Source organism: Ramlibacter sp., from assembly GCF_035706265.1.
Taxonomy (GTDB): Bacteria; Pseudomonadota; Gammaproteobacteria; order Burkholderiales; family Burkholderiaceae_C; genus Ramlibacter.
This window is the reverse complement of sequence record NZ_DASSVG010000626.1, coordinates 1-6,399: the sequence shown is the minus strand read 5'-3', so window position 1 is coordinate 6,399 and position 6,399 is coordinate 1. Positions and strand designations below refer to the sequence as shown.

8 protein-coding genes and 1 pseudogene are annotated in these 6,399 nt (G+C 68.1%); 3 read left to right on the top strand and 6 right to left on the bottom strand.

From position 1 onward, the window contains the following. Together VFM98_RS22570 and VFM98_RS22565 are read left to right on the top strand one after the other, a co-directional pair. On the top strand, positions 1–762 hold a 762-nt coding region (locus VFM98_RS22570; protein WP_325112141.1), incomplete at its 5' end, for an FAD-dependent monooxygenase. Between the two features lie 11 nt (positions 763–773). Then, positions 774–1,298: a hypothetical protein gene (locus VFM98_RS22565; RefSeq protein ID WP_325112140.1), complete on the top strand. Its 525-nt coding sequence runs from the start codon at positions 774–776 to the stop codon at positions 1,296–1,298. A 14-nt stretch (positions 1,299–1,312) separates the two neighbouring features. Here VFM98_RS22565 and VFM98_RS22560 read toward each other — a convergent pair whose 3' ends face one another. Then, the gene (locus VFM98_RS22560; protein WP_325112139.1) at positions 1,313–1,516 is read right to left on the bottom strand and encodes a hypothetical protein; all 204 of its coding nucleotides are present in this window, start codon (positions 1,514–1,516) and stop codon (positions 1,313–1,315) included. Positions 1,517–1,671: 155 nt separating this feature from the next. Here VFM98_RS22560 and VFM98_RS22555 point away from each other — a divergent pair, with 155 nt between their 5' ends. After that, positions 1,672–2,514: a dienelactone hydrolase family protein gene (locus VFM98_RS22555; protein ID WP_325112138.1), complete on the top strand. Its 843-nt coding sequence runs from the start codon at positions 1,672–1,674 to the stop codon at positions 2,512–2,514. 69 nt (positions 2,515–2,583) lie between these two features. Here VFM98_RS22555 and VFM98_RS22550 read toward each other — a convergent pair whose 3' ends face one another. From VFM98_RS22550 to VFM98_RS26210, 5 genes and pseudogenes are all read right to left on the bottom strand, one after another. Continuing rightward, positions 2,584–3,816, bottom strand: coding sequence for an alpha/beta fold hydrolase (locus tag VFM98_RS22550; RefSeq protein WP_325112137.1), 1,233 nt, complete (start codon positions 3,814–3,816; stop codon positions 2,584–2,586). Between the two features lie 50 nt (positions 3,817–3,866). After that, complete coding sequence (locus VFM98_RS22545) at positions 3,867–5,147, bottom strand: TRAP transporter large permease subunit (RefSeq protein WP_325112136.1); 1,281 nt, start codon at positions 5,145–5,147, stop codon at positions 3,867–3,869. Beyond that, positions 5,144–5,704: a TRAP transporter small permease gene (locus VFM98_RS22540; protein WP_325112135.1), complete on the bottom strand. Its 561-nt coding sequence runs from the start codon at positions 5,702–5,704 to the stop codon at positions 5,144–5,146. Before VFM98_RS22540 ends, VFM98_RS22545 begins: the two co-directional genes overlap by 4 nt. After that, positions 5,701–6,147, bottom strand: a complete 447-nt coding sequence (locus tag VFM98_RS22535; protein ID WP_325112134.1) for a type II 3-dehydroquinate dehydratase — start codon at positions 6,145–6,147, stop codon at positions 5,701–5,703. The genes VFM98_RS22540 and VFM98_RS22535 overlap by 4 nt, the downstream gene beginning before the upstream one ends. A gap of 118 nt (positions 6,148–6,265) precedes the next feature. Next, positions 6,266–6,377, bottom strand: a pseudogene (locus VFM98_RS26210) (type II 3-dehydroquinate dehydratase); the annotation flags it as partial. Positions 6,378–6,399: the final 22 nt, after the last annotated feature.

Genomic DNA, 6,399 nt, shown 5'->3' with positions numbered 1-6,399 from the left:
CACCCCTCGCAGCCGCCGATCCACTGGGGCGGCGCGATCATGTGGCGCGGCACCAGCCCCGGCGTGCCGATCCGCACCGGCGCCTCCTTCGTGGGCCTCGGCAGCCTCAAGCACCGGGTCGTGTTCTATCCCATCTCGCAGCCGGACCCCGCGAGCGGTCTGGCCACCATCAACTGGATCGCCGAGATCACGGTGGACAACCGCGAGGGTTGGACCCAGGGCGACTGGAACAGGCGGGTGGATGTGGGCGAATTCATCCGCCACTTCGAGGGCTGGGACTTCGGCTGGCTCGACGTACCCGCGATGCTGCGCGGCGCCACGCAGGTGTTCGAGTACCCGATGATCGATCGCGACCCGGTGCCCACGTGGGTGGACGGCCGGGTGGCGCTCATGGGCGACGCTGCGCACGTGATGTACCCGGTGGGCTCCAACGGCGCCAGCCAGGCGATCGTCGATGCGCGGGTGCTGGGTGCCGCGCTCGTGGACCACGGTGTCGCCCCGGCGGCACTGCGAGCCTACAACGACAAGCTGTGCGCCGACGTATCGGCACTCGTGCTGCGCAACCGGGGCGCCGGCCCCTTCGGCCTGCTGGGCCTGGTCGACGAGCGCTGCGGCGGCGTGTTCGACGACATCGACCAGGTCATCGCCGCCGCGGAGCGCGAGGCCTACATGGCGCGCTACAAGGCCGCGGCAGGCTTCGCCATCGAAACGCTCAACGCGGCGCCTTCCATCATCGCGCCGGGCGCACGCGTGAGCGCCTGAACACCGTCAGGGTGACCACGCCTGACCTGCCGCCGCCCAGCCTCGAATTCCTTGCAGAACTCTCCGTGGACGGGTTGCGGGAGGCGGCGCAGTCGCTGGAGAAGGCTGCAGTTGGCCGCGAGCAGCAGTTGCGAGCACGTCGCGCGATCTCGTTCAACGGCGCGCACTGCGGTAATCTGCGGGTCATGAACCGAGACCAGCTTTACAGCCTTGCTCCCACCGACCGCGCCTTCCGGGAGATGAACGCGCAGCAGAAAACCCAGGTGGTCGTCGCGTTCGCTCTGCAGGTGCTCACGGAAATCCGGGCCGATGGGCGGGAGCCCGATGCCTGGGAATCCGTTCATCTGATGCACGCCCTGGGCGCTCTCTACGGTGAGCGCCTGACTTATGCATTGACGCTGATCGAGCTCGCGATCGAGGATCCCGCAGACCGTGCTCCCGAGGCCGTCTCCCGCATTCAAAAAGAGCTTGCAAGCGCTGCGACCCTGGAGCGGGCGTTCCGGGATGCGGAAGCCAGGAGCGTAGCTGGCCCCTGAAGGACGGCACGTGCTCAGTGAACCTGCCCGAGGATCGTCCTGATCGTGAGCAGGGCCGCATCCCGCTCCTCCTCGGTTCCGAGGGGGAAGGTGCGCTCGACCGCCCCGTCCGTGAAGGTGACCGACTTCAGTTCACCGCGCTGGATCTGCAGCGCCGTTTCCTCCAGGTCGCGGCGGAGTTCCTCGGGATCGACGTCGTCATGGCTGTCTTCCGTCATGGACGAGCACCGGTGCTGCAGTTCATGCGGTGCAGTATGACCGACGCCGTCTTGCACAGGTGCGGCTGAGCCGCAATACTTCGACGCCCTCGCGAGCGTCGGAGACCTCGCGGCGGTTCCCAATCTGCAACCTGACCCCACGAGGTGAAGCAACCATGTGCGATGTCAATGACCAGGAAGAACTCAGGAAATACACGCGGCGCGATTTCGCCGCGTGGGCTACGTCCGCGGGCATCCTGACCGCGCTGCCGAGCGTGGCGGACGCCGTGGCCGTGGCCGAGCGCGAGGTGGCCATCACCACCCCCGACGGCACGAGCGACGCCTACTTCGTCGCCCCCACGTCCGGACCGGCGCCCGGCGTGCTGGTGTGGCCTGACATCTTCGGCCTTCGTCCCGCCTTCCGGCAGATGGGCCGGCGCCTGGCCGAATCGGGCTACAGCGTGCTGGTGGTGAACCCCTTCTACCGGCAGAAGAAGGCTCCCACCGCGCCGCAAGCCGGCAAGACGCCGATCGCCGAAGTGATGCCGCTGATGCAGGCCCTGACGCCTGCCATGCACCTGAGCGACGGCAAGACCTTCGTGGCCTGGCTGGACGCGCAACGCGAAGTGGACAAGGGGCGCAGGATCGGCACCACCGGCTATTGCATGGGCGGTCCGATCGCGGTGCGCACCGCCACGGTGGCGCCGGGCCGCGTGGGCGCGGTCGGAAGCTTCCACGGCGCTGCCATGGTGACCCCGGGGCCCGACAGTCCGCATCGCCTGCTGGCCCAGACGAAGGCGCACTACCTGATCGCCGTGGCCGAGAACGACGACAAGAAGGATCCGCAAGCCAAGGTCGCCCTGCGCGAAGCGCTGGCGGCCGCCAAGCTGCCGGGCGAGGTCGAGGTCTACCCCGCGGCCCACGGCTGGTGCCCGCCCGACACGCAGGTCTACGACGCGGACCAATCGGAACGCGCCTGGGCGCGCCTGCTGGCGACATTCAAGGAGGCGCTGGCCTGATCGCGGCCGCGGCGGGTGAGGCGCTCGGAGACGAGTGCTTCCCCTGCCATGAGAGCGATACGCGGCCCGTTACGCCCTGCCCCGCGCCAGGTCGAGCAGACGCCCCAGGATGCGCTCGCCGTCGGCGCGCAAGCCGTTGTGGGCGTACTCGTTGGTCACCCAGGCCCGCAGCCCACGAACGCTGCGGGCCGTCTCCTCGGCAAATGATCGCTCCACGTAGACATCGTCGACGTACACCGTCGCTGCCACCGGGACCTCGTTGCGGGCCAGGCGGTCTGGGTCGTACAGGCGCGGCCATGCATGGTGGGCCAGAAGCTGCGCCGCTTCGCGGTGGGCGCGCAACCCCGCATAGTCCTCCCACATCCAGGGAAAGACGTGCTCTGCACCGAGGAGTTCGCCAGTCACTGCCTCCTCCGGCGCGAGCCGGTGGGCGGACCAGCCGGTGACCCCGCCGTCGGCATAGCAGGACTCATGGAGCGTCGCGTAGATCGGATTGCGCTCCCAGGCAGACGCCATCTGCGCGTCGACCATGAAGGCCGGCGAGCCGAAGGGAAGCTCCAGCAGATGGTGCAGCCGCTCGAACCCGGCGCTGTCGCCGAGCCATATCCCGGTTTGCCGGAACCGACGCGATGTGAGGCGGTCGCCGTTCGGCAATCGGACGTCCTCCTCGTCGAGCCGGCGCAGGATCGCCCGCAAACGATCGAGGTCTCCCGGGTAGCGGTCGTGATAGCGTTGATTCGCCTCGCGCACGCGCGCCCACGTCGCCGCGTAGATCTCGTCGACCGGCCGATGGTCGATCGGCGCGAGGCCGCCGGTGATCAGGACCTCCCTCAGCCCCTCGGGCGCCAGGGACAAGTAGGTGAGCGAGGTGAATCCCCCGAAGCTCTGACCGAGCAGGCTCCAGCGGTCGACGCCGAGTCCGGCGCGAATCAGTTCCAGGTCGCGCACGATCGAGTCGGCGCGGAAATGCGTGAGGTACTCGGCCTGGTCGGCGGGTGTTGCTCCTGGAATGACGGGCCCGACCGGCGCGGAGCGTCCCGTGCCCCGCTGGTCGAGCAGCAGGACCCGGAAGTCCTTGAGGGCACGCCCCATCCACCCGGACGGCGGGCTCGTCGGGCGGGCCGCTTCGAAGCCCGGGCCGCCCTGCAGGAACACGAGGTAGGGACGATCCAGGCCGTCCGGGGCAGCAAGTTCGCGCGTGAAAACGCCGATCGTGCCACGCGACGGATCCCCATGAACCAGCGGAACCGAGTGCTCGCGCTCGGTGACCACTGCTCCGGGCACGCGATAGGTCGTACTCATGGCCCGGATTAGAACCCAACGCTCGAAAATGCGTTGCTCGTACGGGCGGCCTACCCGGCGAGCCACCTGGCCGGCAGGGTGACAAGCTGCGGAAACAGCACCATGAGGAACATCATGGCGAACTGGGCGCCCATGAAAGGGATGACGCCCCGCGTCACGTCGTCGAGCCGGATCCTTCCGACGCCGGCGACAACGTTGAGTACCGTGCCCACGGGGGGTGTCACCAGCCCGATCGAGTTGTTGATGATGAACATCACGCCGAAGTACACGGGGTCGATGCCGGCGGCCTTCACCACGGGCATCAGCACGGGCGTGAGGATCAGGATGGTGGGCGTCATGTCGAGCGCCGTCCCCACGAGCATCACCAGCACCATGATGGCAGCCATCAGCAGGATCGGGGAGTCCATGAAGGGCCGCAGAAGCGCCGTGACCTGGCCGGGCAGGTTGGCGACGGTGATGAGCCAGGCGCTCACCATTGCCGCGGCGATCAGGAACATCACCACGGCGCTCGTCTTCGCAGCGGACACGAAGACCCGGTAGATCCCCGGCAGCTTCAACTCGCCGTAGATGAAGATCGAGACGAACAGTGCGTAGACAGCGGCCACGACCGCAGCTTCGGTGGGCGTAAAGACGCCCATGCGCAGCCCCACCAGGATGATCAGCGGCAGCAGCAGCGCCCAGCCGGCCTCGCGTGCGGCCGCCCGGATTTCAGCGCCGGACTTGCGGGGCGCCGGCTCGATCTTCTCGCTTCGCACCAGGGATGCCCACGTGATCCACAGCGCGCCGCCGATCAGGAGGCCCGGAACGATCGCGGCGAGGAACAGCTTGGCGATGGACACGTTGGCGGCAACGCCGAAGATGACCAGCCCGATGCTGGGCGGGATCACCGGCCCGATCACGCCGGTGGCGGCGATCAGCCCTGCGGAGCGATTGCGCTCGTGCCCCGCCTTCACCATCATCGGCAGAAGCAACGCGGTAAGGGCCGCCGCGTCGGCCACCGCAGAACCGGAGAGCGCCGACAGGAGGCACCCGGCCATGATGGTCACGTAGCCGAGGCCGCCACGGATGTGGCCCACGAGCGCGAGCGCCAGGTCCACGATGCGGCGCGACAGACCGCCCGCGTTCATCACCTCGCCGGCGAGCATGAAGAAGGGCACCGCAAGGAGCGGGAAGCTGTCTGCACCGCCGATCAGGTTCTGCGCGAGGATCTGGAAGTCCAGCATCTCCAGGTGCCACATCAGCGCGACGCCGCTTGCCAGCAGCGCGAAGGCCACGGGCATGCCGATGACCATCGCGGACAGCAGCGCACTCACGAAGATGGCGAGCGTCACGTCCGCCCCCCGGAGCCGAGGATTTCACGCAGCTGCGCCGACTCCTCCGACTCCTGCACCATGAGCAGTTCGTCATCCGCGAGCTGCCCGGTGAACAGGCGCCCCAGGTCCACCAGCAGGATCAGGCCCGCGATGGCGGCGAACACCACCGAAGCCGCGTGCACGATGGCCATGGACCACCCCGTCGTGGGGGCCGCGACCTCCCAGTTGATCTGAACCTGCTCCCAGCCACCCTTCGCCAGCATCGCCACGATCGCCAGCATCAAGACGTGGCTCAGCACGAGGCAGGCCTTCCTGCCGGCGGGCGGCAGCTTGCCCACCACCAGGTCCATCCCCAGGTGCGCGTGGTCGCGAAGCGCGACCAGCGCGCCCAGGAAGGTTCCCCAAATGAAGAGCCACCGTGACACTTCTTCCGACACGGTGATTCCCGAGTTGAAGCCGTAGCGCATCACCACATTCCCGAACACCAGCACCACCATCACCGCCAATGCGGCCGCGATGGCGAACTCGAGCCCGCGGCACACGAGATCGAGCAGGCGCTGCATCCCCTGCGTCATTGCGCCTGCGCCTCGCGAGCGAGGGCCACCACCGCGCGAAGCCCCATGAGGTACGAGTGGCGCCCGAGGCCCTGGATGGTGCCCTTCACGGCCGGCGAGATGATGGAGTGCACACGCCAGCTTTCGCGCGCGGCGATGTTGGTCATGTGCACTTCCAGCACCGGAAACGGCATCGCCTTGATGGCATCGTGCAGCGGCACGCCGTGCTGGGTGAGACCGGCCGGGTTGACGATGGCGCCCTGCGCCGCGTCCATGTGCAGATGCAGGAAGTCGACCAGCGCGCCTTCGTGGTTGGACTGGATGGTCTCGAGCTCGACGTCGAGCTCGCGCGCCAGCGCGGCGAGTTCGGCGTCGATCTCCGCCAGCGTCGTGCGGCCGTAGATGTGCGGCTCGCGGCGGCCGAACAGGTTGAGGTTCGGCCCATGCAGGACAAGGATTTTCACGGGATGGCCTGTTCGGGTCAGAGTCGGGAGACGCGTTCCAGCTCGGACTTGAAGAGGTTCACGATGGCCGGGTCGTACGCGCCGGAGAACTTGTCGTACACCGGCCGCACCGCGGCGCGCATCTTGGCGAGTTCGGCGTCGATCTCCGCCAGCGTCGTGCGGCCGTAGATGTGCGGCTCGCGGCGGCCGAACAGGTTGAGGTTCGGCCCATGCAGGACAAGGATTTTCACGGGATGGCCTGTTCGGGTCAGA

Coding starts and splice junctions, on each gene's coding strand:
- VFM98_RS22550 (WP_325112137.1), bottom strand. CDS start 3,816: ATGAGTACGACCTATCGCGTGCCCGGAGCAGTGGTCACCGAGCGCGAG.
- VFM98_RS22560 (WP_325112139.1), bottom strand. CDS start 1,516: ATGACGGAAGACAGCCATGACGACGTCGATCCCGAGGAACTCCGCCGC.
- VFM98_RS22540 (WP_325112135.1), bottom strand. CDS start 5,704: ATGACGCAGGGGATGCAGCGCCTGCTCGATCTCGTGTGCCGCGGGCTC.
- VFM98_RS22555 (WP_325112138.1), top strand. CDS start 1,672: ATGTGCGATGTCAATGACCAGGAAGAACTCAGGAAATACACGCGGCGC.